The 26,469-nt window shown below is 73.2% G+C and carries 26 protein-coding genes; 15 read left to right on the top strand and 11 right to left on the bottom strand.

Going from position 1 to position 26,469, the window contains the following annotated elements; all coding sequences use genetic code 11:
• The first annotated feature begins 37 nt into the window (after positions 1 to 37).
• The 5 genes from HEP81_RS27035 to HEP81_RS27015 all read left to right on the top strand — a co-directional run bounded on the left by HEP81_RS27035 (position 38) and on the right by HEP81_RS27015 (position 5,474).
• Positions 38 to 1,783 carry an MFS transporter gene (locus tag HEP81_RS27035; protein WP_037656239.1) on the top strand — a complete coding sequence of 582 codons (1,746 nt, stop codon included), beginning with the start codon at positions 38 to 40 and terminating at the stop codon, positions 1,781 to 1,783.
• Positions 1,784 to 1,909: 126 nt separating this feature from the next.
• Positions 1,910 to 2,560, top strand: a complete 651-nt coding sequence (locus HEP81_RS27030; protein WP_037656238.1) for a class I SAM-dependent methyltransferase — start codon at positions 1,910 to 1,912, stop codon at positions 2,558 to 2,560.
• Between the two features lie 22 nt (positions 2,561 to 2,582).
• Entirely contained in the window at positions 2,583 to 3,476 is an 894-nt protein-coding gene (locus tag HEP81_RS27025; protein WP_190276038.1) for an N-acetylmuramoyl-L-alanine amidase, read from the top strand.
• A 115-nt stretch (positions 3,477 to 3,591) separates the two neighbouring features.
• Positions 3,592 to 4,359, top strand: coding sequence for a hypothetical protein (locus HEP81_RS27020; protein WP_037656236.1), 768 nt, complete (start codon positions 3,592 to 3,594; stop codon positions 4,357 to 4,359).
• A 104-nt stretch (positions 4,360 to 4,463) separates the two neighbouring features.
• Complete coding sequence (locus tag HEP81_RS27015; RefSeq protein WP_037656235.1) at positions 4,464 to 5,474, top strand: LLM class F420-dependent oxidoreductase; 1,011 nt, start codon at positions 4,464 to 4,466, stop codon at positions 5,472 to 5,474.
• Positions 5,475 to 5,488: 14 nt separating this feature from the next.
• Here the strand turns inward: HEP81_RS27015 and HEP81_RS27010 are convergent, their stop codons facing one another.
• From HEP81_RS27010 to HEP81_RS26995, 4 genes are all read right to left on the bottom strand, one after another.
• Positions 5,489 to 6,076, bottom strand: coding sequence for a hypothetical protein (locus HEP81_RS27010; RefSeq protein WP_037656234.1), 588 nt, complete (start codon positions 6,074 to 6,076; stop codon positions 5,489 to 5,491).
• 129 nt (positions 6,077 to 6,205) lie between these two features.
• Positions 6,206 to 7,273, bottom strand: coding sequence for a prenyltransferase/squalene oxidase repeat-containing protein (locus HEP81_RS27005; RefSeq protein WP_037656233.1), 1,068 nt, complete (start codon positions 7,271 to 7,273; stop codon positions 6,206 to 6,208).
• Entirely contained in the window at positions 7,270 to 8,016 is a 747-nt protein-coding gene (locus HEP81_RS27000) for a class I SAM-dependent methyltransferase (protein ID WP_037656231.1), read from the bottom strand. Before HEP81_RS27000 ends, HEP81_RS27005 begins: the two co-directional genes overlap by 4 nt.
• Positions 8,010 to 9,473, bottom strand: coding sequence for a glycosyltransferase family 4 protein (locus HEP81_RS26995; protein ID WP_037656228.1), 1,464 nt, complete (start codon positions 9,471 to 9,473; stop codon positions 8,010 to 8,012). Before HEP81_RS26995 ends, HEP81_RS27000 begins: the two co-directional genes overlap by 7 nt.
• Before the next feature lie 220 nt (positions 9,474 to 9,693).
• Here HEP81_RS26995 and HEP81_RS26990 point away from each other — a divergent pair, with 220 nt between their 5' ends.
• Positions 9,694 to 10,308 carry a TetR family transcriptional regulator gene (locus HEP81_RS26990; RefSeq protein ID WP_037656226.1) on the top strand — a complete coding sequence of 205 codons (615 nt, stop codon included), beginning with the start codon at positions 9,694 to 9,696 and terminating at the stop codon, positions 10,306 to 10,308.
• A gap of 12 nt (positions 10,309 to 10,320) precedes the next feature.
• Here HEP81_RS26990 and HEP81_RS26985 read toward each other — a convergent pair whose 3' ends face one another.
• Positions 10,321 to 10,554 carry a ferredoxin gene (locus tag HEP81_RS26985; protein ID WP_037656224.1) on the bottom strand — a complete coding sequence of 78 codons (234 nt, stop codon included), beginning with the start codon at positions 10,552 to 10,554 and terminating at the stop codon, positions 10,321 to 10,323.
• A 3-nt stretch (positions 10,555 to 10,557) separates the two neighbouring features.
• Entirely contained in the window at positions 10,558 to 12,009 is a 1,452-nt protein-coding gene (locus tag HEP81_RS26980) for an aldehyde dehydrogenase (RefSeq protein ID WP_037656223.1), read from the bottom strand.
• A 121-nt stretch (positions 12,010 to 12,130) separates the two neighbouring features.
• Between HEP81_RS26980 and HEP81_RS26975 the strand changes: the two genes are divergently transcribed.
• Positions 12,131 to 13,162, top strand: coding sequence for an MBL fold metallo-hydrolase (locus HEP81_RS26975; RefSeq protein ID WP_037656222.1), 1,032 nt, complete (start codon positions 12,131 to 12,133; stop codon positions 13,160 to 13,162).
• A gap of 42 nt (positions 13,163 to 13,204) precedes the next feature.
• Entirely contained in the window at positions 13,205 to 13,651 is a 447-nt protein-coding gene (locus tag HEP81_RS26970; RefSeq protein WP_037656221.1) for a nuclear transport factor 2 family protein, read from the top strand.
• Here HEP81_RS26970 and HEP81_RS26965 read toward each other — a convergent pair.
• The 5 genes from HEP81_RS26965 to HEP81_RS26945 form a co-directional block, all read right to left on the bottom strand.
• Entirely contained in the window at positions 13,635 to 15,041 is a 1,407-nt protein-coding gene (locus HEP81_RS26965) for an NAD(P)/FAD-dependent oxidoreductase (RefSeq protein WP_106979926.1), read from the bottom strand. The genes HEP81_RS26970 and HEP81_RS26965 overlap by 17 nt on opposite strands.
• Positions 15,042 to 15,151: 110 nt before the next feature.
• Complete coding sequence (locus tag HEP81_RS26960) at positions 15,152 to 16,333, bottom strand: MAB_1171c family putative transporter (protein ID WP_037656219.1); 1,182 nt, start codon at positions 16,331 to 16,333, stop codon at positions 15,152 to 15,154.
• Positions 16,334 to 16,349: 16 nt separating this feature from the next.
• Positions 16,350 to 17,486 carry a DUF6545 domain-containing protein gene (locus tag HEP81_RS26955; protein ID WP_051850180.1) on the bottom strand — a complete coding sequence of 379 codons (1,137 nt, stop codon included), beginning with the start codon at positions 17,484 to 17,486 and terminating at the stop codon, positions 16,350 to 16,352.
• Positions 17,483 to 18,022 (bottom strand): toxin, encoded by a 540-nt coding sequence (locus HEP81_RS26950; RefSeq protein WP_233359941.1) that lies wholly within the window; start codon positions 18,020 to 18,022, stop codon positions 17,483 to 17,485. Before HEP81_RS26950 ends, HEP81_RS26955 begins: the two co-directional genes overlap by 4 nt.
• A 201-nt stretch (positions 18,023 to 18,223) precedes the next feature.
• On the bottom strand, positions 18,224 to 18,895 hold the full coding sequence (locus HEP81_RS26945; RefSeq protein WP_037656217.1) for a phosphotransferase: 672 nt from the start codon (positions 18,893 to 18,895) through the stop codon (positions 18,224 to 18,226).
• Between the two features lie 347 nt (positions 18,896 to 19,242).
• On the opposite strand from HEP81_RS26945, the gene HEP81_RS26940 reads away from it, so the two are divergent.
• From HEP81_RS26940 to HEP81_RS26910, 7 genes are all read left to right on the top strand, one after another.
• Complete coding sequence (locus HEP81_RS26940; RefSeq protein ID WP_037656215.1) at positions 19,243 to 20,454, top strand: prenyltransferase/squalene oxidase repeat-containing protein; 1,212 nt, start codon at positions 19,243 to 19,245, stop codon at positions 20,452 to 20,454.
• Positions 20,451 to 21,104: an SCO2322 family protein gene (locus HEP81_RS26935; protein ID WP_037656213.1), complete on the top strand. Its 654-nt coding sequence runs from the start codon at positions 20,451 to 20,453 to the stop codon at positions 21,102 to 21,104. Before HEP81_RS26940 ends, HEP81_RS26935 begins: the two co-directional genes overlap by 4 nt.
• A gap of 212 nt (positions 21,105 to 21,316) precedes the next feature.
• The gene (locus HEP81_RS26930) at positions 21,317 to 22,366 is read left to right on the top strand and encodes an energy-coupling factor transporter transmembrane component T (RefSeq protein WP_243279598.1); all 1,050 of its coding nucleotides are present in this window, start codon (positions 21,317 to 21,319) and stop codon (positions 22,364 to 22,366) included.
• Complete coding sequence (locus HEP81_RS26925; protein ID WP_037656212.1) at positions 22,363 to 24,048, top strand: ABC transporter ATP-binding protein; 1,686 nt, start codon at positions 22,363 to 22,365, stop codon at positions 24,046 to 24,048. The genes HEP81_RS26930 and HEP81_RS26925 overlap by 4 nt, the downstream gene beginning before the upstream one ends.
• Positions 24,045 to 24,890, top strand: coding sequence for an ECF transporter S component (locus HEP81_RS26920; RefSeq protein WP_051850179.1), 846 nt, complete (start codon positions 24,045 to 24,047; stop codon positions 24,888 to 24,890). Before HEP81_RS26925 ends, HEP81_RS26920 begins: the two co-directional genes overlap by 4 nt.
• Positions 24,891 to 25,183: 293 nt before the next feature.
• Complete coding sequence (locus HEP81_RS26915) at positions 25,184 to 25,594, top strand: aggregation-promoting factor C-terminal-like domain-containing protein (RefSeq protein ID WP_233534456.1); 411 nt, start codon at positions 25,184 to 25,186, stop codon at positions 25,592 to 25,594.
• 138 nt (positions 25,595 to 25,732) lie between these two features.
• Positions 25,733 to 26,458 (top strand): YoaK family protein, encoded by a 726-nt coding sequence (locus HEP81_RS26910; protein WP_078967388.1) that lies wholly within the window; start codon positions 25,733 to 25,735, stop codon positions 26,456 to 26,458.
• The last annotated feature ends 11 nt before the right edge of the window (positions 26,459 to 26,469 follow it).

The following is a 26,469-nucleotide window of genomic DNA, read 5'->3' as shown; positions in this document are numbered from 1 at the left end:
TTACGCCGCACTCATGCTCTACGGGAGGCCGCCCTCAATGACCCACACGACGACCGACGAACCCCGGCGCGAGGCGAGCGGAGCCGTCGTCCCGGTGCTCGCCTTCGCCGGCATCGTGGTCGCGGTGATGCAGACCCTGCTCGTGCCGGTCATCAAAGACCTGCCCCTGCTGCTGCACACCGCGCCCAGCAACGCCACCTGGGTACTCACCTCGACCCTGCTGTCCGGCGCCGTCGCCACCCCGATCATGGGCCGGCTCGGCGATCTGTACGGCAAGCGGCGCATGCTGATCGCCAGCCTCGCCGTGATGGTGATCGGCGCGCTGGTCAGCGCGCTCACCAGCCAGCTGCTCGTCATGATCGTGGGCCGTACCCTCCAGGGCTTCGCCATGGGTGCGATCCCCCTCGGCATCGGCCTGATGCGGGACATGCTGCCGCGCGAACGGCTCGGCTCGGCGATGGCCCTGATGAGCTCCTCCATAGGCGTGGGCGGTGGCCTCGCCCTGCCCGCCGCCGCGCTGGTCGCCCAGCACATGAACTGGCACGCGCTGTTCTACGGCGCCGCCGGGCTCGGCGTGCTCGCCATCGCCCTCACCCTGCTCACCGTCCCCGAGTCCCCGATGCGCGCGGCGGGCACCTTCGACCTGCCCGGCGCGCTCGGGCTCTCCGCCGGTCTGGTGCTGCTCCTGCTGCCCATCACCAAGGGCAGCGACTGGGGCTGGTCCTCGGCGACGACCCTCGGCCTGTTCGTCGCGGCCGTCGTCGTGCTTCTCCTGTGGGGCCTGTACGAGCTGCGCGCCAAGGCGCCGCTGGTCGATCTGCGCACCACCGCGCGCCCCGCGGTGCTCTTCACCAACCTGGCGTCGATCATGGTCGGCGTCGCGTTCTACGTCGTCTCGCTCGTCCTGCCCCAGCTGCTCCAGCTGCCGAAGGCCACCGGGTACGGGCTCGGCCAGTCGATGGTCGTCGCCGGTCTGTGCGTGGCGCCGCTGGGCCTGACGATGATGTTCACCGCGCCGGTGTACGCCCGTCTCTCCGCCCGCTACGGCCCGAAGACCACCCTGATCATGGGCCTCCTGATCATCGCGATCGGCTACGGCGGCGGGCTCGGCCTGATGCAGGCGGCCTGGGAGACGATCGTCACGTCCGTGATCCTCGGCGCGGGCATCGGGCTCGCGTACTCCTCGCTGCCCGCGCTGATCGTCGGCGCGGTACCGGCCTCGGAGACGGGCGCGGCGAACGGGCTCAACACGCTGATGCGGTCGATCGGTACGTCGGTGTCCAGCGCCGTCATCGGCATGGTGCTCGCCAACACGGCGCACACCGTGGGGGGTATGGCGATCCCGACGATGCACGGGTTCCGGGTGTCGTTCCTCATCGCGACGGGGGCGGTGGCGGCGGGCCTGGTGCTCGCCCTGTTCCTGCCGAAGGCCGGCCGCCCGGTGCGGCAGGTGCAGCTGCGGGCCAGCAGCGAGGCGGACGAGGCCGTGCTGGAGCTGGCGGAGGAGGTGCTGCGTGGGTTCCGGGGGCGGGTGCTGGACGCGACCGGTGTGCCCGTCGCCCGGGCCAAGGTGACGCTGATCGACCACCGCGGCCGGCAGGCCGGGGCGGCCGTCTCCGACGAGGCGGGCCGGTACCAGCTCGCGGTGCCGGCGCGGGGGGCGTACGTCCTCGCGGCGCGGGCTTACGGCCACGGACCGCTCGCTTCCGCGGCGACGCATCACGGTGAGGAGCGGGCGGTCGAGATGGACCTGTCCCTGCCGGGTGAAGCGGTGAGTGTGTAGCTCTCCTTAGGGAGACGCCCTTGGGGGCGCCCCCCTAAGGGCGCCCCACGTCACGCCCGTTCACAGCGTGCGGCAGCATGGGACCCGAACAGCCCGAACAGCCGTGCCACCTGCGAAAGGCGTCCTATGGCCACCGCCCCCCAGCCCGAGATTCTCACCGCGTTCGAGGCGGCCAAGGGGTTCATGCCCGTGGACGAGGGGCTCGCCCTGTACGCGGCGGCGGTGGAGGCGGGGGCGCTGGGGCTGCCCCTGCTGGAGGTGGGCACGTACTGCGGGCGGTCGACCGTGCTGGTGGCCGACGCGGCGCGGGCGGCGGGGGTGACCGCGCTGACCGTGGACCATCACCGGGGCAGCGAGGAGCAGCAGCCGGGCTGGGACTACCACGACCCGGAGACCGTCGACCCCGAGGTCGGGCTGATGGACACGCTGCCCACCTTCCGGCGCACGCTGTTCAAGGCGGGCCTCGAAGAGCAAGTGATCGCACTGGTCGGCCGGTCGCCGCAGGTCGCGGCGGTGTGGGGCGGCCCGCTGGGCTTCGTCTTCATCGACGGCGGCCACACCGACGAACACGCCACCGCCGACTACGAGGGCTGGGCGCCGCACATCGCCGACGGCGGACTGCTCGCCATCCACGACGTCTTCCCCGACCCGAAGGACGAGTTCACCGGCCAGGCCCCCTACCGCATCTACCTCCGCGCCCTCGCCTCCGGCGCCTTCACCGAAACCACCGCCACCGGCTCCCTGCGGGTCCTGCGGCGAACGGGGGCGGGGATCTGAGGTCCCGGTTAGAGTCGCTGACGTGTCATACACAGATCCGGAATCCGAACCCCCGCAGCAGCGTCGTTCCTGGCGGATGCCGATGGTTGTGGCCGGTGGGGCGCTGGTGGTCGGGGGGCTCGTCGGGTGGGGGGTGTACGCGGCGGGCGGCGGAGCGGCCGAGAGTGGTGGTGCGGCGAAGCCGGTGGCGCCGAGTTCGCCGTCCGTTGCGCCGAGCGCCGATGACAAGGCGGCCGCGCCGCTCAAGGGCAAGGTCGTGGTCATCGACCCCGGGCACAACGTGGACAACTTCCGGCACACGGCCGAGATCAACCGCCAGGTGGATGTCGGCAACGGCCGCAAGGAGTGCGACACCACCGGTACGTCCACGAACGACGGTTACGCCGAGGCGCGGTTCACGCTCGACGTGGCGCACCGGCTGCGCGCGTTGCTGGAGCGGCAGGGTGCCGCCGTACGGCTGACCCATGACGAGAAGGGCCCGGACTGGGGGCCCTGCGTGGACGAGCGGGCGGAGATCGGCAACAAGGCGCACGCGGACGCGGCGATCTCGATCCACGCAGACGGTGCGCCGGTGGGCGACCGGGGCTTCCATGTGATCCTGCCGGGCGCCGTGCACGCGGGCGGCGCCGACACCCGGCCGATCGTCGGGCCCTCGCGCGATCTGGGTGAGCGCATCGCGTCGGACTTCCGGCGGGTGACCGGTGAGCCGCCGTCCAACTACATCGGCCACGGCACCGCGCTCGATACCCGCACGGACCTCGGCGGTCTCAATCTGTCAACGGTTCCCAAGGTGTTCATCGAGTGCGGGAACATGCGCGACGACAAGGACGCCGCCCTGCTGACCAGCGGCTCCTGGCGGCAGAAGGCCGCGCAGGGGATGTCTGAGGGAATCGTGAGTTTCCTGCGCGAGTCCTGACCGGGGCCTCGACCGGCCGGACAGCCGGATCTTGCGGACGGTAGGGTCTAGCGACGACGAGACGACTCACGAAGGACCTGAAGTGAACATCCGCTCCCTCACTAGAGGCGACGGCGTGGTGATCGGAGCAGCGGTGTTGCTGTTCATCGCGTCGTTCCTCGATCTCTACTCCTACTCGGCCGCCGGATACTCGGGCAGCCAGGGCGTGTGGGACAACCTCGGGACGGGCCTCGGCACGTACATGGGGGCCGTCATCGGTGCCGTACTGATCGTGCTCAACCGCTGCCTGCCGCAGCCGCGCAAGGTGCTCGGCCTGGATCTCGGCGTGGTGGGCACGGCATTCACGATCCTCTCCGCCTGGACCCTGTTCTGGACGCTGGTGGACGTGCCGTCCGGGCTCAGCGCGGGCGCCGGGCTCGTGCTCGGGTTCATCGCCGCGCTGATCCTCGCCGGTGCCGCCGTCGCCGGCCCGCTGGTCCCGGCGCTCCAGGGCGCGCTGGTCCCGGCGCCCAAGCCGGTCGCGCCGAGCCCGTACGGCGCGCAGCCGTCCGCCGGTTACGGCTACCCGGGCGCCCAGGGTGCCCCGCAGCAGCCGTACGGCGCCCAGCCGCAGCAGGGCCAGCCGTACGGATCGCCGCAGCCGGCGCCCGCGGGGGGTGCCGCGCCGCAGCAGGCCGCTCCGGCGGACTTCTCGCCGTTCTGGTTCGCGGTGCCGGTGACCCGTCCGCTGTTCGCGGAGGACGGTTCGCCCGCCCCGATCGCCGAACTGGCGCCGGGCACCTGGTACTTGGCGGTCGAGCAGCGTGGCGCCACGCTGATCGCCCAGACCCAGGACGGCCGTCGCGGCGTGCTCCAGGACACCTCGGGCATCCAGCGCGGCTGAGCAGTCACACCCAGGGCCACGGCCCCTCGCCCTTCCGGGTGGGGGGCCGTTGTCGTACAGTCGCCTCCAGCCGGAGAACTGACGGGGTGTCAGGAGGGGTTCACATGCGGCTCGGTCTCGCGCTCGGGTACTGGGGGCGGGGCCCGGACGCCACCCATGTGCCGCTCGCGCAGGAGGCGGAACGGCTCGGCTACGACTCCGTGTGGACGGCCGAGTCCTGGGGCTCGGACGCCTTCACCCCGCTCACCTGGATCGCCGCGCGGACCTCGACGATCAAGCTGGGTACGGCGGTCGCCCAGATGGCGGCACGCTCCCCGGTCACCACCGCGATGCACGCGCTCACCCTGGACCACCTCTCCGGCGGGCGGATGATGCTGGGGCTCGGGCTGTCCGGGCCGCAGGTGGTGGAGGGCTGGTACGGCCGCCCGTTCCCGGCGTCGCCGCTGACCGCGACCCGGGAGTACGTGGATGTCGTACGGCAGGTGCTGCGCCGCACCGCGCCGGTGTCGCTGGACGGGCGGTTCCATCCGCTGCCGTACCGGGGCCCGGACGGCACCGGGTTGGGCAAGCCGCTCAAGCCGATCACGCATCCGCTGCGGGCCCGGCTCCCCGTGCTGCTCGGCGCGGAGGGCCCCCGGAACGTGGCGCAGACGGTACGGATCGCCGACGGCTGGCTGCCGCTGTACTGGGCGCCGGACCGGCCCGAGGTGTACGGCGACGCGGTGCGGGACCTGCCCGCGGGGTTCCGGGTGGCGCCCATGGTCCGGGTGCGGGTGTGCGACGACGTGGCCGAGGGACTGCTGCCGGTGAAGGCGATGCTCGGCTTCTACATCGGCGGCATGGGACACGCCTCCCGGAACTTCCATGCCGATCTGATGGCCCGGATGGGATATCCCGAATCGGCCCGCCGGGTACAGGAGTTGTTCCTGGCGGGACGGCGCGAGGAGGCGGTGCGCGCCGTCCCGGACGCCTTCGCCGACGAGATCTCGCTGGTCGGCCCCCGCGCCCGGATCGCGAAGCGGCTGGAGGCATGGCGCAGGGGTCCGGTGACCGACCTGCTGGCCCTGTCACCGGACCCCTGCACACTCCGTGTACTGGCGGAGCTGAACTCCTAGGCGCTTCGAGGGACTTACTGGCCGCCGCTGCGAAGTTCGCTCGGCGACGGAATCTTGTTCTGGACCGGGGCGCCCGCGCCCTTCCCCGCGTCCTTCACGTTGTTGATGACATTGTTGAAGTCGCTCGCCGCGCCGGTGTCACCGTGCCGCAGCTTGGCTGGCAGGTCCTTCAGGTTCTCGATGCTCTTGCTCAGCGGCGCGAGGGCCTTGGAGAGCAGCGGGTCGCCCTTGGCATTGCGCTCGGCGGCCTTCAGCCGGTTGTAGGTGAACAGACCGGCGACACCGGCCTTCACCAGGGCCACCCTGCGGCCATGGGCACCCTTCTTGAACTTGCCCGCCTTCCACGGCTTGTAGATCCACTCGTAGGTGGCACCGGCCGCGAGGCCCGCGTTCGCCACGAACCTGGTCTTGGCGAACCGCTGTTTCTCGGCGGAGGTGGTGGGGCTGGGCTCGGCCGCGGGCTGGTTCAGTGCCGCGGCGGTGACCGCCGTCTTGGTGTTGGTGTGGGAACCGGCACTGCTGTTTCCGCAGGCCGTGCCACCGGCCACCAGGGCGCAGCACACGGCCAGCGCCAGGCAGAGTCGCCGTATCGGTACAGGCACGAGGTCCTCCCGACGTGTCTTTCCGAGTGGGGAGCTTCCTTCTCCACCGTTACTCCGCACACGCGGTTACGCCACTCGGGGGAAACGCCGGGAGGACGACGCCGGAAGACGACGCCGACGACGGACAGGTCAGCAGCAGTCCGGGTCGAGGCCCGCCGGGAGACGCGTGCCGCCGAAGACCGCGCAGGTCGCCTCGTGCCCGCCGAGCGCGGCGACCGCGAGCAGCAGGGAACCCGCCGTCCAGGTGGTCAGTTCGCGCGGCCAGATCGCCTCGTCGTCGAAGACGTAACCCGTCCAGTACAGACCGGAGTCGGCGTCCCGCAGATGCTGCACGGACTTCAGGATCTCAAGCGCCCGGTCCGGTTCCCCCACCGCCCACAGCGCGAGCGCCAGTTCGCAGGACTCGCCGCCGGTCACCCAGGGGTTGGGTACGACACAGCGCACCCCGAGGCCCGGTACGACGAACCGGTCCCAGGACTCCGCTATCCGCGCCTCGGCCTCCGCGCCGGTCAGGGCGCCGCCGAGGACGGGGTAGTACCAGTCCATCGAGTAGCGGTCCTTGTCCAGGAACCGCTCCGGGTGCCTGCGGATCGCGTGCCGCAGCGCGCCGGCCGCCAGCTCCCAGTCCGGCTGCGCCTCTTCACGCTGCTCGGCGATGGCGAGCGCACAGCGCAGCGCCTGGTGGATGGAGGAACTGCCGGTGAGCAGGGCGTCCGTGGCCGGCGTCCCGTCCTCGTCGCGCCGCCAGCCGATCTGCCCGCCGGGCTGCTGGAGGCCGAGCACCCATTCCACGGCCGCGTAGACGCAGGGCCACATGCGGTCCAGGAACGTGTCGTCGCCCGTGGACAGGTAGTGGTGCCAGACGCCGACGGCTATGTACGCCACGAAGTTGGACTCGCGGGCGCGGTCGGTGATCTCGTCATGGGCGCCGTCCGCGTAGGCCGCGTACCAGGAGCCGTCCTCGTTCTGGTGCCGGGCGAGCCATAGGTAGGCACGCTCGGCGGCTTCGTGCTCACCGGCCGCGTCCAGGGCCATCGCGGCCTCGGTGTGGTCCCACGGGTCCAGGTGGTGGCCCCGGAACCACGGGATCGCGCCGTCCTCCCGCTGTACGGCGAGGATGCCGCGTACGGTCGCGGCAGCCTGCTCGGCGGTGAGGACCCCGGGCAGGACGAGGTGTTCTGTCCGGGGGGTGGTCACTGGGCGGCCGCCTCCTCGGCGAGCCGGGGCAGGTGCGGCTTGGTCGCGTAGACCACGAAGCTCTTGCCCATCACCGGGTTGAGGGTGCGCTCGGCGAGCCGGGTGGCCAGCGGCTTCTTCATGATGTCCCAGACCAGGAGCTTGTGGTACGCGCGCACCGGCAGCGCCTTGTCGTTGTCGACGCCGAAGGCGCACTTCAGCCACCAGTAGGGGGCGTGCAGGGCGTGCGCGTGGTGGCTGCCGTACGGCTTCAGACCGGCCTCGCGGACCTTCGCCACCAGCTCGTCCGCCTTGTAGATGCGGATGTGGCCGCCCTCGACCTCGTGGTAGGCGTCGGACAGCGCCCAGCAGATCTTCTCCGGGCCGTAGCGGGGCACGGTGACCGCGATCCGGCCGCCGGGGCGCAGCACGCGCACCATCTCGGCGAGCACGCCCTTGTCGTCGGGGATGTGCTCCATCACCTCGGAGATGATCACCACGTCGAACGAGTCGTCCGGGAACGGCAGCGCCAGCGCGTCGCCCTCCATCGCGGTCGCGGTGGCGCCCTGGGGGGCCTCGCCGGCCTCCTTCATCGCCGCGAACCACTTGGTGACCTCGCGGATTTCCTCGGCGTTCTGGTCGAGGGCCACGACCTGGGCGCCGCGCCGGTAACACTCGAACGCATGCCGGCCGGCTCCGCAGCCGAGGTCCAGGACGCGGTCTCCCGGGGCGATGGGGAACCGGGAGAAGTCGACGGTCAGCACGTGGCCCTGCTTTCGGGATAGACGCTGGTGTCACTCGGAGGGGTCGCGGCGACGGCGACGCCGGCCGAGGCCGTGTCGGCGGCCTCGGCGGGGGCCGCGGCGCGGCCGGGGGTCGGGGGCGCGGAGCGGCGGGGGGCCGCGGCGAAGGCGCCGGGCGCGGAGCGGGCGATGGCCTCGCGGTACCGCGCCACGGTGCCCTGGGCCGCCCGGGCCCAGGTGAAGTTGGCCAGGACCCGTTCGCGGCCCGCCGCGCCGAGCCGGGCGCGCAGTTCGGCGTCGCCCAGCAGCCGGCCGAGGCCCGCCGCCAGTGCTCCCGCGTCGCCGGGCGGCACCGCGAGGCAGGTCTCGCCGTCACGGCCCGCGACCTCGGGGATCGCGCCGCCGGTGGTGGCGAGCAGCGGAGTCCCGGTGGCCATGGCCTCCGCGGCGGGCAGCGAGAACCCCTCGTACAGCGAGGGCACGCAGGCGACCTCGGCGGAGCGGATCAGGTCGACCAGTTCGGCGTCCGAGATGCCCTTGACGAACTCGACGGCGCCGTCCAGGCCGTACCGTTCGATCGCCTGGGCGACCGGCCCCTCCTCGGGGCGCTTGCCGACGACGACGAGATGCGCGGCCGGGTGCTCGGTGCGCACCTTGGCCAGCGCCTCCACGAGGAACACCAGCCCCTTGAGCGGCACATCGGCGCTGGAGGTGGTGACGATCCGCCCCGGCACCTCGGGCACCGCCGGATTCGGCGCGAACAGATCGGTGTCGGCGCCGATATGGACCACGTGGATGCGGTCCTGCCGCACCCCGAGGTGGTCGACGATCTCCTGCCGGGAGCTGCCGGAGACGGTGAGCACCGAGGGCAGCCGGCGCGCGACCCGCTTCTGCATCCGGGTGAAGGCGTACCAGCGGCGTACCGAGTACCGGCGCTGCCGGCCCTCGGCCGCGTCCAGCTCCAGCTGCCGGTCCACGGTGATGGGGTGGTGGATGGTGGTGACCAGCGGAGCGCCGATGTCGCCGAGGAGGCCGTAGCCGAGGGTCTGGTTGTCGTGGACGACGTCGAAGTCGCCGCGCCGGGCCCGCAGCATCCGGCGGGCGCGCAGCGAGAAGGTGAGCGGCTCGGGGAAGCCGCCGGTCCACATCGTGCCCACTTCCAGGGCGTCGATCCAGTCCCGGTACTCGCCGCGGCCGGGGGTGCGGAAGGGGTCGGGCTGGCGGTAGAGGTCGAGGCTCGGCAGCTCGGTCAGGGTGAGCGCGGGGTAGCCCTCGTCGAGCACGGGGTAGGGCTGGGAGCCGATGACCTCGACGCGGTGTCCGAGGCGGGCCAGCTCGCGCGAGAGGTGCCGTACGTAGACGCCCTGCCCGCCGCAGAACGGGTTCCCTTTATAGGTGAGGAGCGCGATGTCGAGCGGTCGCTCCCCGTCGGCGGCGAAGTCCTCACGGGCACCCGCTTCCCGGGCCTCGGCGGTCACTCTGTGCCCCCTTCTGCCTGCACTGTCCCGCGAGACTACGACGGGACGCTAATCTAGAACAAGTTTCAGACTTGATCGTTCAAGAGCCTCTGAATCTACCGGCAGGTAGGGGTGCTGTGAGCAGTGGATCAGGTGATTCGCGCCACGGCGCGCGGCCCTGCCATGCTGTCTGATCACGTGCCCTACCGACACCCTCACCGATTGTCACGGAACGGGACCCATGCCTGCGGAAGCCAGTACGTCGCGCCCTCCCTCGCCGCCCCTCACGGAGCGTCAGGAAGCCCGCCGTCGCCGGATCCTGCACGCGAGCGCGCAACTGGCGGGCCGGGGCGGGTTCGACGCGGTGCAGATGCGCGAGGTGGCCGAGTCCTCCCAGGTGGCTCTGGGCACGCTGTACCGGTACTTCCCGTCCAAGGTGCATCTGCTGGTGGCCACCATGCAGGACCAGTTGGAGCGGATGCACGGCACCCTGCGCCGCAAGCCGCCCGCCGGTGACACCGCGGCCGAGCGGGTCGCCGAGACCCTGATGCGGGCCTTCCGGGCCCTGCAACGCGAGCCGCATCTGGCCGACGCCATGGTCCGCGCGCTGACCTTCGCGGACCGCAGTGTCAGCCCCGAGGTGGACCAGGTGTCCCGGCAGACCACGGCGATCATCCTGGACGCGATGGGCCTGGACGACCCGAGCCCCGAGCAGCTCTCCGCCGTGCGGGTCATCGAGCACACCTGGCACTCGGCCCTCATCACCTGGCTCTCCGGCCGTGCCTCCATCGCCCAGGTGAAGATCGACATCGAGACGGTCTGCCGGCTGATCGACCTGACCGTCCCGCAGGAGTAGCACGGGGCCCGCTCACTCCTCGGGCGGGAACACCGGTTCCCCGCTGCCCCGCAGGGTGATCGAGATGGCTTCCGCGGGACAGGTCTCGGCCGCGGTGAGAACGGGTTCGGCGGCGTCGGTGTCCGGCTCCGTCGGAAGGGACCGGCGGGCGGAGTCGAGGCGGAAGTGCTCCGGCGCGTGGTGCAGGCACTGGCCCGAGCCGACACACAGGGAGCGGTCGACCTCGATGTGCCAGCGGTCGGCCATGGCTCACGCCCCCGCCGGGAGATGGATCATCTTGTGCTCCAGATAGGCGCCGTACCCCTCGGGCCCGAACTCCCGCCCGATCCCGGAGTTCTTGTAGCCGCCGAAGGGGCCCAGCATGTCCAGGCTGAAGGTGTTGACGCTGTAGGTGCCGGTGCGCACCCGGCGGGCGACCTCGACGCCGCGCTCGACGTCGGCGGTCCATACGCTGCCGGAGAGGCCGTACTCGGAGTCGTCGGCGATCCGTACGGCCTCCCGCTCGTCGCCGTACGGCAGCAGGCAGATGACCGGCCCGAAGATCTCCTCGCGGGCGATCCGCATGGCGTTGTCGACGCCCCCGAAGAGGGTCGGCTCGACGTACCAGCCGCGCTCAAGACCTGCCGGGCGGCCGCCGCCGGCGAGGACTTTGGCGCCCTCCTCCTGGCCGACGCGGATGTAGTCGAGGCTGCGCGCCTGCTGGCGCCGGGCGACCAGCGGGCCGACCTGGGTGGCGGGGTCCAGCGGGTCGCCGACCACGAGGTCGGCCGCGGCGCGGGCGAAGGCGTCGGCGAACTCGTCGTAGCGGGCGCGCGGCACGAGGATGCGGGTCTGGGCCACACAGGCTTGCCCGTTGTTCATCCAGGCCGCCGGTACGATCCCCGCGACGGCCGTCGCGAGATCCGCGTCCGGCAGCACGATCGCCGCCGACTTGCCGCCCAACTCCAATGTGACCCGGGTGAGTTGCCGGGATGCGACCTCCATCACCCGCTTGCCGGCCGCTACCGACCCGGTGAAGGACACCTTGTCCAGACCGGGATGCCCGACCAGGTACTCGCTGACCTCCCGGTCGGCGGGCAGGATGGACAGGACTCCCTCGGGCAGCCCGGCCGCACGGGCGATGTCGCCGAGCAGATAGGCGTCCAGCGGGGATTCCGGTGAGGGTTTGAGTACGACGGTGCAGCCGGTCAGCAGCGCGGGCGCGAGCTTGGCGGCGGCGACGAACTGGGGCACGTTCCACGGCACCACGGCCGCCACCACCCCGACCGGCTCCCGGCGCACCAGCAGCGGTCCGAGGGCGCCGTCGCGCCGCTCCTCGTACACATACTCCCGGGCCACGCGGATCGCCGAGTCCCACACCATCATGGCGCCGAGCGCCTGGGCGAGGACGCTCCAGGAGTACGGGGAGCCGTTCTCGGCGGAGATCACCCGGGCGATCTCCTCGTGCCGGGCGGCGATGCCGTCCTTGATCCGGGTGACGACGCCGATCCGCTCCTCGGGGGTCATGCGCGGCCAGGGTCCCTCGTCGAAGGCCCGGCGGGCCGCGGCCACCGCCCGGTCCACGTCCGCGCGCGAGGCGTGCGGGACCCGGCCGATGACCTCCTCGGTGTGCGGGGAGATCACCTCGATGACGTCCTCGCCCAGCGGCTCGGTCAACTCCCCGCCGATGTAGAGCTGTCCGTGTTCCACGAGCCCGGTCATGGCTGCCTCCCAGCGCGCCGCCTGCCGCACACTACTTTCTGACGATGCATCAGAACTGATATCAGTTCCGGTAATAGTGGGCAATGGTCGGGTCGGAGACCGGCGGGCAAAGGGGCGGACCATGGCGCGGACGTTCGATCACGGCGGGGGCGTGCGGTCGATCCGGGTGCCCATCCCGGACAACCCGCTCGGCTACACGCTGGTGTACGTGGTGGAGACCGACCGGGGGCCGGTGCTCGTCGACACCGGCTGGGACGACCCCGGGTCCTGGGACGTCCTGGTGGCGGGCCTCGACGCCTGCGGCACCGGGGTGTCGGAGGTGACCGGGGTGGTCGTCACCCATCATCACCCGGACCACCACGGGCTGTGCGGGCGGGTGCGCGAGGCGTCCGGGGCGTGGGTGGCGATGCACGCGGCGGACGCGGCGATCGTGCGCAGGACCCGCGAGGCGCGGCCCGAGCGGTGGTACGCCTACATGGCCGCCAAGCTGACAGCGGCGGGGGCGCCGCGGGAGCAGGTGGCGCCGCTGCGGGCGGCCGCGGCGGGCGGCCGTGAGCTGCCCCGGTTCTCCCCCGCGCCGCCGGACCGGGAGATCGTCCCCGGTGAACTCCTCGATCTGCCGGGCCGCCGGCTGCGCGCGATCTGGACCCCGGGGCACACCCCCGGCCATGTCTGTCTGCATCTGGAGGAGGAGCATCCGGGTGAACTCCCGGGCCGGGGACGGCTGTTCAGCGGCGATCACATGCTCCCCGGGATCACCCCGCACATCGGCCTGTACGAGGATCCCGAGGACGCGACGGTGACCGATCCACTCGGCGACTACCTCGACTCCCTGGAGCGGGTCGGCCGTCTCGGGCCCGCGGAGGTGCTGCCCGCGCACCGGCACGCCTTCACCGACGCGCCCGCCCGGGTACGGGAGTTGCTTGACCACCACGAGGAGCGGCTGCGGTCTCTCCTCGCCCTGCTCGCCGTCCCGCTCACCCCCTGGCAGCTGGCCGAACGGATGCGCTGGAACCGGCCCTGGGCCGACATCCCGCCCTCCTCCCGCACCATCGCCGTCTCGGAGGCCGAGTCCCATCTGCGCCATCTGTTCAAGCAGGGCCGGGTGGAACCGGTGCCGGGGAGTGATCCGGTGACGTACGCGGCGGTGTGAATTATCTTCCCGCCGGGGGCGCTCAGGCTGGTACACAGGCGCATGGACCCTGTGCAGCGGCTTCTCGCCGAGCGCGCCTGTGAGCGCCTGATCCTGGAGTTCGTCCACCGCCTCGACCTCGGTGAACCGGCCGAGGTGGCCGAGCTGTTCACCGAGGACGGCAGCTGGGAGTGGCCCCCGCCCGGGGACGGGCGCGCGGTGCGGGGCCGGGCGGCGCTGCGGGAGTACTTCGGCGGGCGCCCCGCCGACCGGCTCTCCCGGCGGCTGATGTCCAACGTCCTGGTCACGGTCGTCTCCCCGAATGCGGCGACGGCGGTGTCGTACTTCTCCACCCACCGCGTCGACGGCTACACCGGCGGCCTGGTGCCCGCCGGGCCGCCGGTGCAGATCGGGCACTACGCGGACCGGTTCCGCCGCACCGGCGGGCGCTGGCTGCTCGCCTCCCGGGTGCTCCACCTGCCCTTCGGCGGCCCTACACCCAGGGTTTGAGGCCGGACAGGAAGTCCCGTTCGGCGGCCGTCAGCGGGGGGCCCGGCAGGGCGGGCAGCGGGGATCCGGTGAGGGCGTGCAGCAGGGCGTCGGGGCGGAAGAGACGGGCGGGCGAGGTGCGCAGGGTGGTGACGTCCCAGAGGGCGCAGGCCGCGGTGTAGGAGCCGGTGGCGGCGTGGTTCAGGCGCCGGGAGTAGACGGCGGCCAGCCGGTCCCCGACCGTCGGACGGGCGCCCTCCACCCCCGGGTAGAGGACATCGGTACTGACGGCCGCCGTCCACGCGCCCTGTGCCGCACGGGCCACCGCCCGCTGCACCCGCCGGGCCAGCCCCGGCGCCTCGATGCCGTGCTCGCGCACCGTCTGTGCCAGCGCGCGGGCGCCGAGCGCGGCGGCGGACATGCCCTGCCCGTAGATCGGGTTGAAGGTGGCCGCCGCGTCCCCGATCGCCACCAGCCGCTCCGGCCACAGACGCGCGTCCTCCAGATACCGCCGGGAGTTGCTGGTGCTGCGGCTGACGTGCACCGGGCCGAGCGGCTCGGCGGCCTCGATCAGCCGGCCCACCAGGGGGCTCGGCAGGTTCAGCGCGTAGGCGACGAAGGCGTCCGGGTCCTTCGGCGGCTCGCTGCCCCGCATCCCGCCGAGGCTGACCATCCATCTGCCGTCCTCGATCGGCACGATCATGCCGCTGCGGCCGGGCCGCCCGCTCCAGGGGTCGGCCTGCACCAGGGTCATCGGCCAGTCCGGGGCGCCGGGCGGGACGCGGTAGACGCGGGTGGCGTTGGCCAGACCGCTGTCGACATGGCGCTCGCGGATGGCGCCCACGCCGAGGACGTCGAGCCAGGGCAGCAGCCGGGTGCCCCGGCCGCTCGCGTCCACCACCCAGTCGGCGTCCAGGTCCTCAAGCGGGCCGCCGTCGGCGCCGGCCAGCCGTACGCCGGTCACCCGGCGGGCGCTGCCGCGCAGCCCGCTCACCCGGGCGCGGCGCACCGTGATCTGCGGGTTCGTCTCCAGCACCGCCCGGCGCACGCCCCATTCGAGGAGCGGTCTGCTCGCGGTCATGGTGATGAAGGTGCGGTGCCGCCAGCGCCGGAACCAGCCCGTCGGGGCGAGCGCCAGCAGGTCCGAGCTCAGTGCCATCTCCCTGGCGCCGGCCGCCACCAGCCGCCCCCGCAGGTCGGCGCCGGGGAGCAGTTCCTCCATCACCGCCATGCCGCCGGGCATCAGCAGATGGGCGTGCCGGGACTGGGGCACTCCCTTGCGGTGCGCGGGTGCCTCGGGCAGCTCGTCGTGGTCGAGTACGACGACCTCGGCCACGGCGGGCGCGAGCGCGGCGGCGGCGAGCAGACCGGCCGGTCCGGCCCCGATGACAACGGCTCTTCGTGCGTTCACGGTTCCCCATTCTTCTGGTGAGACGTCCCGGTGGACGCCCGGTGACACGTGCGCATGGTTATCGCCCCGGCTCCCGCGCCGGGCGGACGGGTGCCTCGGCCCGGGCCCGCTCAGCCGCGGGCGGTCCGTGCCGAGTCCTCCCGGGCCGCGCGGACGACCGGTGATCCGGTCAACGCCCTTGCCAGCCGCACCAGTTCACCGGTGTCGGAGAAGAGAGCGGTGTGCAGCCGGGAGCCGCTCTCCGGCTCGGGGCTCTCCGGGGGCCGCGGCCGCCCCGCCTGGTGGGCGGCGTCCACGACCATCGCGGCGGCCGCGATGAAGTGCGCCTCGCCCGGCGGGCTGCCCTGGCCGCGGGCCTGCCGGTACGCCGTCTCGCGCACCCGGCCGTCGCAGCGGGACTGGAGGGCGAGCAGCGCGTCGAGGATGCGCAGCTCGCGGTAGTACAGCCGGCCGCGCGGCAACTGCCAGCGCGGCGGGGCGGGTTTGGACGCGGTCGGCACATGCCGCAGCTCCGCCCACAGGGGGCCGAGCGCCCGGTAGTCCCAGATGCTGCGCCACTGGGCGAGGGTCGCGGGCAGCAGCCGGGGCAGCACGAAGCCCGCCGCGCACAGCAGGGCGCCCAGCGCGGCGGCGCGCGGGGCGAGCCCGGTGGACAGCCGGTCCAGGTCGTACCCCGCCCAACGGGCCACGACCGCCGTCGACTTGGCGCCTTCGAAGCCGAGCACATCCACGGCCAGGCCGGCCATGATGAGCCGCAGCCCGGTCCGCAGGATCCCGGTCACCTCCCGGGACCAGCGCAGACACACATAGATGGTGATCACCGCGCAGGCGCCGTGCCCGAACAGGTACAGCACGATCATCTCGCGCATGTACGGCGTGTTCGCGTAGTAGGTGTCGAGGTCCCGCAGCCGTTCGACGGGCGCGTGGGCGAGCGCGAACAGGGTGATGACGGCGATGATCAGCAGGCTGTACACGGTGGCGACCCGCACCACCTGGCTCCGCACCCGGTCGGCCGGTCCTCCGCGCCAGTTGATCAGCAGGATCAGCAGGGAGGCGCTGTAGGCGGAGATGACGCTGTAGGTCATCGGGGCGCCGAAGTTGGGGACACGGGTGAGGTCGTTGACCGCGCCCAGGGTGACGGGGGCCGAGCAGAAGAAGCAGAGCCCGCCGAGGAAGATGGACACACAGGTGGAGGCGGTCAGCGGGTCCCGCAGGGCGAGGCGCGGCCGGCGGAAGATCAGCAGGGCGGTCACGGTGAACAGGCTCGCCACCGTGTACACGATCAGGCTCATGGTGCGGCCGGCCCCCTCAGCACACGGCCAGGGCGCGATCGCCGCTGCCCTCGGCGAGGGCGTCGGAGACGCGCAGCAGCACCGGCAGGTCGGGGTGGTCGGCGAGCGGTACGACCGCATCCGCCCGCTCCTCGTACGGCGCCCGGACGGCGGCGGCGATGACGGCGGCCCACGCGGCGGCCTCCGCCTGCTGCGGGTCGGCGCCGGCCCGGGCGCGCTCTGCGTACGTCTGCCGGAACAGGCTCTCGTCCAAGTGGCGCCCCAGATAGTGCAGTCCGTTGTAGATGGAGCTCTGCCGCCAGGTCAGCCAGCGGGTGGCGGAGGGCCACAGCGGGCGCGGCGCGCGCAGGCTCTCGCGGGTGAGCAGCCCGGTCAGTGTCCGCTCCAGCGGGCCGAGCCGGGTGTACGCCCGCCAGCAGCGCGCCCGGACGGCCAGGAAGGGGGCGAACAGCGGGATCACGATGCCGATGACGGTGATCGCGGCCCCGCCTCCGGCGCAGGCCGCCGGGAAGGTCGTGGCGAGCACGGACCAGTCCCGGTCGCACCAACGGGCGCCCACGGCAAGGAGTTTGGCCAGGCTGTAGCCGCAGCCGACGAGGTTCCCCGCGCCCATCATCACCAGGCCCGCGCGCAGCGAGCCGCGCAACTGCCGGGCCCAGGAAAGGGATCGGCACGCGGTGACGACGACGGCGGTCAGATGCGCGCCGAGGTAGAGAACGATCATCTCGGCGATGTACGGCGTGGTGGCGTAGTACGTGTCGAAGTCCGTACGGCGCTCCACGGCCGCGTCACCGAGGACGAACAGGGCGGCGATGCCCGCGAGTACGGCGGTGTAGCCGAGGATCCAGCGGCGGATCGCGCGTGCGGTGCCGGGGCCGCCGCGCCAGCGCATGACGAGCGTGAGGGAGGCGGCGCCGTACGCGGTGACGGTTCCGTACGTCAGCGGGGCGGCGAGGTTGGGCACGCCGCTGGCGCCGTTGACGAAGCCGACCGTGCCGGGGGCGCCGAGCAGGAAGCACAGCGAGGACAGGGCCAGCACGGCGCTGAGGGTGAGCAGGAAGGGGTCCCGCCAGCGGCGCGCCAGATCGGGTGCCTTGGTCAGCAGCCCGAGCCAGAGCAGCCCGCAGCTGGCGTAGTTGATCAGGTCGCTCATCTGGCCCCGCGGTAGTTGAGGGCCGCGCCGATGCGTCCGGCGAGGTCGTCGTGGCCGGAGGTGTGCGCCGCGTACCCGGAGTCGGGGGAGGCTTTCAGCCAGGGCCGCAGCCGGTCGCCGATCAGCATGCCGAAGAGGTCGGCGCGCTGCTCCGCGGCCTCCAGGAAACGGGTGCGGGCGGCGGTCGCCACGGTGCCGTCGGGCGCGGGGGCGGCCTCGGTGTGCGCGGCGCGGTGCGCGGGGTCGTCGTCGGCCATGTGCCACAGCTCGTGACCCAGGATCACGAGCTTCATCCAGGGCGGGGCGTCGGCCTCGATCACGATGTCGTCGCGGCCGGCGCGCTCGATCCACAGTCCGGTCGCGGAGGTCCCCGGCGGAAAGTTCGCCTGATGGACGACGATGGGGCGACCGCGCCAGCGGATCGCGGACTCGACCAGGGCGGCCAGCAGATCGCCGGGGTCGGCGGGGATCGACACGCGCAGGGGGTCGATCAGCTCGTTGGCGAACCGGCGCATCTTCCTGGTTGTCCGCACCATTCCCCCGGAGGCTGCGAGCGGTCACGTCTGACCGCAATATGCCAACTCCGCGCCGCCCAAGCCACCTTCACCCGGGACATCCGGCCGACACAAACGCGACGTACCACACCAACGGGACAGGGCCCACCCCGTCCGCTGGCCGAAACAACCACTCCGCACTCCGGTGCGGAACCCTTACTTTCAGCCAACCCGGAAGGGCCGTCAGGCCAGTTGCGCCATACGCCGCACCAACTCCCCCGCCCCTCCCAGCGATTCCGTCTCCCCCGCGCTCATCGTCGGATTCCCCGCCCTGCGCCGCAGCGCCTCCCCGACCCCCTCCTCGGTGAGCCGGGAGGGGTCGGCGAGCAGCGCTCCGAGCAGCGCACGGGCCGGGGCAGCGAGATCGGTGGACCCCACGGCGACCTGGGCGAGGATCACCGCGGACATGCCCCAGTCCAGGGCCGGGCTCCCGTCCTGCGCGTTGGACCAGTCGATGACACGGGGCCCGTCCGGGGTGAGCATCACGTTGTCGGGGTGCAGATCCAGGTGCAGCACCCGCGCCCCGGGATCGGCCGGGTCCCGCCCGGGCAGGGCGTGCAGCCGGCGCAGCAGCCCGGCGAGCAGCGCTCCCGCCTCCGCCGGACCCACCCGGCCCTCGACGAGGGCGGTGAGCAGGGTCGGGCCGGACAGCCGCTCCAGGACCAGCTCGGTGCGCGAGCCGGTGGGGCGGACCCGGGGCGCCGGGTAGCCGTGTCGTCGTACGTACGTCATCACGGTCGCCTCGGCCGCCGCGTCCCCCCAGCCCTGGCGGTCGCGGCGCAGCACCCACGCGGTGTCGATCTCGTAGACGTCGGCCGTACGACCCGAGCCGAGGAGCTTTCCCGGTGTTGTCATGGCCGTGACCCTAATCACCGTCACGGTGTGCTCACGGGCACTCGCCGGGTCCCGTGGGGCTGCCGGTAAAGTGGCGGGGTCGTCATCACACCCGTACGGGGGGAAGCCGGTGCAATTCCGGCGCTGACCCTTCCCCAATCCTCGGCTTCGCTCGGATCGGGGAGACCCCAATCCGTGAGCCGTTCCGCAAGGTCCGGTGAGCCGGAACGCCCCGGGGCGGACGTGACCGGCTCGCGTGCGTCGGCCCCTTCGCCGCGCACGGCACCGTCGAGGTATACGGAGTCGAGCCGCCCGGGTCCCCTCCCGTGCGCTGCCCGGCTCCCCGCAGGGAGAGGCAGTCGCCGACCATGAACGTCCGCCGCAATGCCGCGGCTCTCGCCGCCATAGGCGTGCTGGCAGCCGCCGCACCCGCCGTGGCCGCCGGCCCGTCCCCTTCCCCCAAGGCATCGGTCCCGGCCGGTCTCTACGGCACGTCGGACCCCACCTACGACGGTGTGTGGCGCCAGTCGCTCACCCTCGTCGCCCAGCGCACCCTCGGCTACCGCCCGGCCACCGCCGCCGTCGACTGGCTCACCGGCCAGCAGTGCGCGAACGGCTCCTTCGCCGCCTTCCGCGCCACCCCCGCCGCGTCCTGCGACGCCAAGACCATGGTGGACACCAACAGCACGGCCGCCGCGGTCCAGGCCCTGCACGCGACCGGCGGCCATGACGCCGCCGTCACCAAGGCCGTTGACTGGCTGAAGTCCGTGCAGAACAAGGACGGCGGCTGGGGCTACAACCCCGGCAGCCCCAGCGACACCAACTCCACCTCCGTCGTCGTCGGCGCGCTCGCCGCGACCGGCGCCGACCCGGCGGGCGTCCGCAAGGACGGCAAGTCCCCGTACGACGCGCTGGCCACCTGGTCCATCCCCTGCGACCAGGACGGCGGCGGCGCGCTGGCCTACCAGCCGGACAAGAAGGGCAAGCTGGCCGCCAACGCCGACGCCACCGCCGCCGGGGTGACCGCCGCGCTCGGCACGGGCTTCGTCGCGCGGACCGGCAAGGCCCCCGCCGCGGACGCCTGCGCCAAGGCCGGCCACCCCACCCCGGCGCAGATCGCCGACAACGGCGGCGCGTATCTGGCGGCCGCGGTCGCCAAGAGCGGCCATCTGATGTCCGTGATGCCCGGCGCCACGGACCAGCCCGACTACGGCAACACCGCCGACACCGTCGTCGCCCTCGCCGCGGACGGACGCACCGCGGCGGCGAAGAAGGCGTACGCCTTCCTGGAGAAGAGCGCGGGCCCCTGGGCCGCCCAGACCGGCCCCGCGGCGTACGCCCAGCTGATCCTCGCCGCGCACGCCGTCGGCGCCCAGCCCGGCGACTTCGGCGGCACCAGCCTCGTCACCTCCCTCAACGCCCTCGGCCCCGAGCCGCGGATGCAGGCCGCCGCCGACAAGCACGCCAAGGCGTCCGACGGCAGCTCGCACGCCGGGGTCTGGTGGAGCGTCGGCATCTGCCTCGTCGCGGGCATCGGCATCGGCTTCCTGCTCAGCACCCGCAAGAAGCAGCAGTCGTGACCGCCGTCCGCCGTGCCGTGCCGGTACTGCTGGCCGCGCTCGCCCTGCTGCTCGGCACGGGTGCCGGGCAGGCGGCGGCCACGGGGTACCGCTACTGGTCGTTCTGGGAACGCTCCGGCGACCACTGGACGTACGCCACCCAGGGCCCCTCGCTCGCCCGCCCCGACGACGGCGCCGTGGAGGGCTTCCGCTTCTCCGTGAGCGCGGACTCCGGCGACGCGAGCAAGCCGCGCGGTACGGCGGACTTCGCCACGATCTGTTCGGGTACGGCCGCCGAGGCGGGCACGAAGCGGGTGGCGCTGGTCATCGACTTCGGCGTCCCGGCGGACGCGCCCTCCGGCGAGACCCCGCCGGCCCGCCGCACGGCGTGCGCCCGGGTCGCGCCGTCGGCCTCCACCGCGGAGGCGCTGGCCGCGGTGGCCAAGCCGCTGCGGTACGACACGAACGCGCTGCTGTGCGCGATCTCCGGGTATCCGCGCAAGGGGTGCGGGGAGCAGGTGTCGTCGGGGAGCGGGGCGTTGACGACTCCGGGCCGCACGGAGAACCGGACGTCCTCCTCCGGTGGCCCCTCGTTGGGGCTGCCGATCGGTGCCGGTGTCGTCGTCGTGCTGGCGGGCGCGGCGGTGTGGCAGTGGCGTCGCCGCCGGTGACTCCGTCGGATCGGCCGGTGGGGCGTGCGGTTCCTCGCGGGCGGGAGGGTGTCGGGGGCGGCGATCGTCCTGACCCGACGGCCGTGTCCGGGTGCGGGTCGTCCGTGGCTGGTCGCGCAGTTCCCCGCGCCCCTTCGGGGCACGGATCCGGCCGGGACGGCGACCGTCCTGACCCCACCGCCGCACCGGGGCGTGAAAGGGGCCGTGCGGGCGTGCACCCCGGGGCCTGGTGGGTCTGGGCGATATCGCTGGGCACTGCGGCGACCCGCACCACCAATCCGCTGCTGCTCGGCCTGCTCATCGTCGTGTCGGCGTACGTCGTGGCGACGCACCGCTCCCCCGCCCCCTGGGCCCGTTCCTACTCCGCGTTCGCCAAGCTGGCGTTCGCCGTGCTGCTCATCCGCCTGGTCTTCGCGGTGGCCCTCGGCTCCCCGATCCCCGGTACCCATGTCCTCCTCACCCTCCCGGAGATCCCGCTGCCGCACTGGGCCCAGGGCATCCGGCTCGGTGGCGAGGTCACCGCGGAGGCGCTCGTCTTCGCGGCGTACGACGGGCTGAAGCTGGCCACCCTGCTGATCTGCGTCGGCGCCGCGAACGCCCTCGCCAGCCCCTCCCGCCTGCTGAAGTCCCTGCCCGGCGCCCTGTACGAGACCGGCGTCGCCGTCGTCGTCGCCCTCACCTTCGCGCCGCACCTCATCGCCGACGTCCAGCGGCTGCGTGCCGCCCGCCGGCTGCGCGGCCGCCCGGACCGGGGCGTCCGGGGGCTGCTCCAGGTCGGACTCCCGGTCCTGGAGGGCGCGTTGGAGCGCTCCGTCGCACTCGCCGCCGCCATGGAGGCCCGCGGCTACGGCCGCAGCGCGGACGTCCCCGCCCGGGTCCGCCGTACGACCGCCGCCCTCACCCTCGGTGGTCTGCTCGGCGTCTGCGCGGGCACCTACGGGCTGCTCACCGCCGAGGGCGGCAGCTACGGCGCCCCGCTGCTGCTCGCCGGGATCGTCGCCGCCCTCGCCGGACTGCGCCTCGGCGGCCGCCGTTCGCTGCGCACCCGGTACCGGCCCGACCCCTGGGGCCCCCGCGCCTGGCTGGTGACCGGTTCCGGTGTCGCCGTGGCCGCGCTGCTGACGCTCGCCTCGTCCCGCGCCCCCGAGGCCCTGCACCCGGGTGTGGTCCCGCTGACCGCGCCCACCCTGCCGCTGTGGCCGGCCGCGTCGATCCTGCTCGCCCTGCTGCCCGCCTTCGTCGTTCCGAGGGAGCACTCGTGATCCGCTTCGAGAAGGTCAGCGTCACGTACGACGGTGCCCCCGAACCCACCGTCCGCGACGTCGACTTCGAGGTGCCGGAGGGCGAACTGGCGCTGCTCGTCGGCCCGTCCGGGGTCGGCAAGTCCACCGTGCTCGGCGCGGTCAGCGGGCTCGTCCCGCACTTCACCGGCGGCACCCTGGGCGGCCGGGTGACCGTGGCCGGGCGTGACACCCGTACCCACAAGCCCCGTGAACTCGCCGATGTCGTCGGCACGGTGGGCCAGGATCCGCTCGCGCATTTCGTCACGGACACCGTCGAGGACGAACTCGCCTACGGCATGGAGTCGTTGGGCCTCGCGCCCGAGGTGATGCGCCGCCGGGTCGAGGAGACCCTCGATCTGCTGGGCCTCGCGGGGCTGCGGGACCGCCCCATCGCCACCCTCTCCGGCGGCCAGCGCCAGCGCGTCGCCATCGGCTCGGTGCTCACCCCGCACCCCCAGGTCCTCGTCCTCGACGAACCGACCTCCGCGCTGGACCCCGCCGCCGCGGAAGAGGTCCTCGCGGTGCTCCAGCGCCTGGTGCACGACCTCGGTACGACCGTCCTCATGGCCGAGCACCGCCTGGAACGCGTCATCCACTACGCCGACCGCGTCATCCTCCTCCCCACCCCCGGCGCACCCCCCGTCACCGGCACCCCCTCGGAGATCATGTCCGTCTCCCCGGTCCACCCGCCGGTGGTGGCCCTGGGCCGCCTGGCCAACTGGTCCCCCCTGCCGTTGACCGTGCGCGACGCCCGTCGCAAGGCCGGTGACCTGCGCGACCGCCTCGCCGACGCGGCCCCGGCCGCCCCCGCCGGACCCCACCGGGGCGGGCAAGCGTCCCCACCCCCGGCCCGCGGCAACCCCGGGCGCCTGTTCGGACGCCGTACCAAGAACACCGAAACCCGCCCCCCCCACCCCGCCGACGCCCACCGCCTCACCGTCCGCCGCGACCACCTCACCGCCCTCCACCACATCGACCTCACCGTCACCCCCGGCGAGACCATCGCCCTCATGGGCCGCAACGGCGCCGGCAAATCCACCCTCCTCAATACCTTCGTCGGCCTCCTCGAACCCACCACCGGCACGGTGACCGTCGGCGGCCGGACCCCCCACCGCACCCCGCCCCGCGATCTGATCCGCCACGTCGGCCTGGTCCCCCAGGAACCGAGGGACCTCCTCTACGCCGACACCGTGGCCACGGAGTGCGCCGCCGCCGACCAGGACGCCGACGCGGACCCCGGCACCTGCCGCGCCCTCCTGGACCGGCTCCTCCCAGGGATCGCCGACGACACCCATCCCCGCGACCTCTCCGAGGGCCAGTGCCTCGCCCTCGCGCTGGCCGTCGTACTGACCGCCCGCCCGCCCCTGCTGCTCCTGGACGAGCCGACCCGCGGCCTGGACTACGCCGCGAAGGCCCGCCTGGTCACCGCGCTGCGCGAACTCGCCGCCGAGGGGCATGCGATCGTCCTGGCCACGCACGATGTGGAGCTGGCGGCGGAGATCGCCCACCGGGTGGTGCTGCTGGCCGAGGGCGAGATGATCGCGGACGGTCCGACGGCGGAGATCGTGGTGTCCTCCCCCTCCTTCGCCCCGCAGGTGACCAAGATCCTCGCCCCCCAGCGGTGGCTGACCGTGTCCCAGGTCCAGGAGGCTCTGGGATGACGACCCCGCCCGCACCCACCGCCGTGCCCCCACGCGTCCACGCCGTCCGGCTCGGCCCCCGCTCCGTCGCCGCCCTCGTCCTCGCCACCGCCGTCGGTGTGATCGCCTTCGGCTGGCCCTTCCTCGCGCCGCCCGCCTCCCAGCTCAGCGCGCACGCCCAGGACGCCCCCTGGCTGTTCGCCGGTCTGCTGATCCTGCTCGTGGCGGTGGTCGCGGCGACGATCTCGGAGTCGGACCTCGGCCCGAAGGCGGTCGCGATGCTGGGCGTGCTCGCCGCCACCGGTGCCGCGCTGCGCCCGATCGGCGCGGGCACCGCCGGGATCGAGCCGATGTTCTTCCTGCTGGTGCTCAGCGGCCGCGTCCTGGGCCCCGGCTTCGGCTTCGCGCTGGGCTCGGTCACGATGTTCGCGTCCGCGCTGCTGACCGGCGGCGTCGGCCCCTGGCTGCCGTTCCAGATGCTGTCGATGGGCTGGTTCGCGATGGGCGCGGGACTGCTGCCGGGCCCGGTGCGGCTGCGCGGCCGGGCCGAGCTGCTGCTTCTGGCCGGGTACGGCTTCCTCGCCTCCCTCGCCTACGGCACGGTCATGAACCTGGCCGGCTGGCCCTTCATGGGCGCCGGCGCCTCGGGCATCTCCTTCCACCCGGGTGCCTCGGTCGCCGCCAATCTGGCCCGCTTCGTCGCCTACTGCCTGGCCACCTCCCTCGGCTGGGACCTGGGCCGGGCCCTGTGCACGGTGGTGCTGACCTGCGCGCTCGGCCCCGCGGTGCTGCGCGCGCTGCGCCGGGCCACCCGGCGGGCCGCGTTCGAGACGCCGGTCACCTTCGACGGCCCCGGGGCGTGAGGGGCCGTACCCACGCGGTGAGCGGGGCGGTGAAGCACCCCACATGACGCAGCTCACCTACGAGGCGGGGTCGTAGAGGGTCATGTCCGATATGTTCCGTCGCGCACCCCTGCCGACCTGCGGTTTGAGAGCTGCGCCACAGAACGCGCAATCCCGCCCCATCCGGCCACAACTAGTAAAAGGGGTGATTGCGGACGGATTTCCGGGCTGCTTATCTGGTCGCGTCGCCAGGCAGCACGAGCCCCCAGGGGTTCGGGCCGGTGATCCCCCGTCCCCGACGCAAGAGGTGCTCCGTGTCCGTCATCCGCCGCATCGCTTCCCCGAAGAAGGCCCTCACCGTCGCCGCCGTGGCCGCCGCCACCGCCGGTATGGCGCTGTCCGCCGCCCCCGCCCAGGCCGCCGCCCCGGCCTCGGCCTCCTCGGCCCAGGCGATCGCGCACAAGATGATCCCGGACGCCGCGCAGTTCAACGCGTTCAGCCAGATCGTCCAGCGCGAGAGCGGCTGGAACCCGAGCGCCACCAACGCCTCCTCCGGCGCCTACGGCCTGGTCCAGGCGCTGCCGGGTTCGAAGATGGCGTCCGCGGGCGCCGACTGGAAGACCAACCCGGCCACCCAGATCAAGTGGGGCCTGGACTACATGAACTCCCGCTACGGCAGCCCCGCCAAGGCCTGGGCCTTCTGGCAGACCAACCACTGGTACTGAGCCGACCCCCGGTAGCCGGAACCTCGCAAAGCACCCTCGCCCCGCTCGGCGAGGGTGCTTTCCGCATGTCCGGGCATTGCCGGGCGGCGCGTGGTGAAGTGGTCCCCGCCCCCGTCCGCCCGGCGCACCGGAGGAACCGTGACGACACCACCGACACCCCCGACCACGCCGCCCGTCTCCGGATCCGGGGCGGACCCCGCGCCGGATCCGGAGGCGCGCGGGCTGCGGCTGGTGCTCGTACTGATCACGCTGACCGTGGTGAGCGGCCTGATCGACGCCGTCAGCTATCTGGGCCTTGGCCGGGTCTTCACGGCGAACATGACCGGCAATGTGGTGGTGCTGGGCTTCGCGGCGGCCGGGGCGCCCGGTTTCTCGGTGCCGCGCACCGCGACCTCGCTGTGCTGCTTCCTGCTCGGCGCGGTGGCGGGCGGCCGGGTGGCGACCCGGTTCGGGGGCGGGTCCCGGCGCCGCTGGGCACGGCTGACACTGGCGGCCGAGGCGGTCCTGGTGGGGCTGTCGGCGGCGGCCGCCTTCGGCTGGCCGGACCGCACCGGCACGGTCTACGCCCTCATCGCCCTCACCGCCTTCGCGATGGGCGTGCGCAATGCGACGGTCCGCAAGCTCGGGGTCCCCGATCTGACGACCACGGTGCTGACGATGACTCTGACCGGGCTGGCCGCCGATTCCCGCCTCGGCAACGGCACGGGGCACCGTTCCCCGCGCCGTACCGCCTCGGTGGTCGCCATGCTCGGCGGCGCCTTCCTCGGCGCCTGGCTGGTGCTGCACCACGGCCTGGGCATCCCGCTGCTGATCGCGGCCCTCGCCTCGGCGGTGCTCGCGGTGTCCGCCTCCGGTAAGGAGTGACGACCGCCGAA

Origin of the sequence: Streptomyces griseofuscus (assembly GCF_014673495.1) — a bacterium.
Classification (GTDB): domain Bacteria; phylum Actinomycetota; class Actinomycetes; order Streptomycetales; family Streptomycetaceae; genus Streptomyces; species Streptomyces murinus.
This window is presented reverse-complemented; position numbering and strand designations above follow the sequence as displayed.